The 1,237-nt window shown below is 34.0% G+C and carries 1 protein-coding gene; it reads left to right on the top strand.

The genetic code is table 11. The features are described 5' to 3' along the window. On the top strand, positions 1–1,237 hold a 1,237-nt coding region (locus tag WMO37_RS14830), incomplete at both ends, for a transposase (protein WP_349155405.1).

Below are 1,237 nucleotides of genomic sequence, written 5' to 3'. Positions count from 1 at the left end.
GTTTCAAATATCCTTTTTGATTTAGGTGAAATATCCGGTGAAACTATCTTTATTGATGGTACAAAAATCGAGGCAAATGCCAATAAATATACTTTCGTGTGGAAAAAAGCCGTTACAAAAAATCAGGCAAAACTGTTAATTAAGTTAGCTGATTTTGTAGCTGAATGTGAACAACTCTATGACATAAAAATAGTTTATGGAAATGTAATAAAAATCAAACATTTAAAGAGACTACGCAAGAAGCTGTATGCTCTCAAAAATGCTGGAAATATCACATTCGTGCATGGTATAGGCAAAAGAAAAACACCATTACAAAAAAGTATTGAAGCATTAGAAGAAGCTCTTTCTAAACTTAAAGAATACACTCAAAAAATACATATATGTGGGGAAAGAAACAGTTATTCAAAAACGGATAATGATGCAACATTTATGAGAATGAAAGAGGATGCCATGGGAAATGGTCAATTAAAACCAGCATTTAATCTTCAGCATGGTGTTGATTCGGAGTATATCACCTGGCTTACTATAGGACCTCAGCCAACCGATACCACGACGCTAATACCATTTCTTAAAGATGCTGAGCAGCATTTAAAATTCAAGTATAAGAACATAACTGCGGATGCCGGTTATGAAAGCGAGGAAAACTATCTGTTTCTTGAAGCAAACAATCAGATAGCATTCATAAAGCCGGCTAATTATGAGATATCAAAAACAAGGAAATACAAGAATGATATTGGAAAGATAGAAAACATGGAATACGATAAAATATCCGATTTTTATACATGTAAGAATAACAGGAAACTTACAGTATCACATATAAGACACAATAAAACTAAAACAGGATATGTGAGTGAAAAAACTATATACACATGTGAGAATTGCAACGACTGCTCTTACAAGAGTGATTGCATAAAAGGTAATAACTGCAAAACGCCATTAGGAGAAAGAACCAAGGTATTACAAGTTGCAAAAACATTTATAAAACACAGAAAAGAGGATTTGGAACGAATCATATCTGATGAAGGGGTATTGTATCGGATGAACCGGAGCATTCAGGCTGAAGGCTCATTTGGAGACATAAAACAGGACATGCAGTTCAGAAGATACCTAAGCAAAGGGACTGCGAATGTACTCGCTGAAAGTACTCTTTTAGCAATTGCAAGAAACATAAATAAACTTCATAATAAGATTCAGAACGGGAAGACAGGAACACATTTATTTCCTTTAAAAAGTGCCT

It is taken from the genome of Lachnospira intestinalis (genome assembly GCF_040095895.1).
Taxonomy (GTDB): domain Bacteria; phylum Bacillota; class Clostridia; order Lachnospirales; family Lachnospiraceae; genus Lachnospira; species Lachnospira intestinalis.
This window is presented reverse-complemented; position numbering and strand designations above follow the sequence as displayed.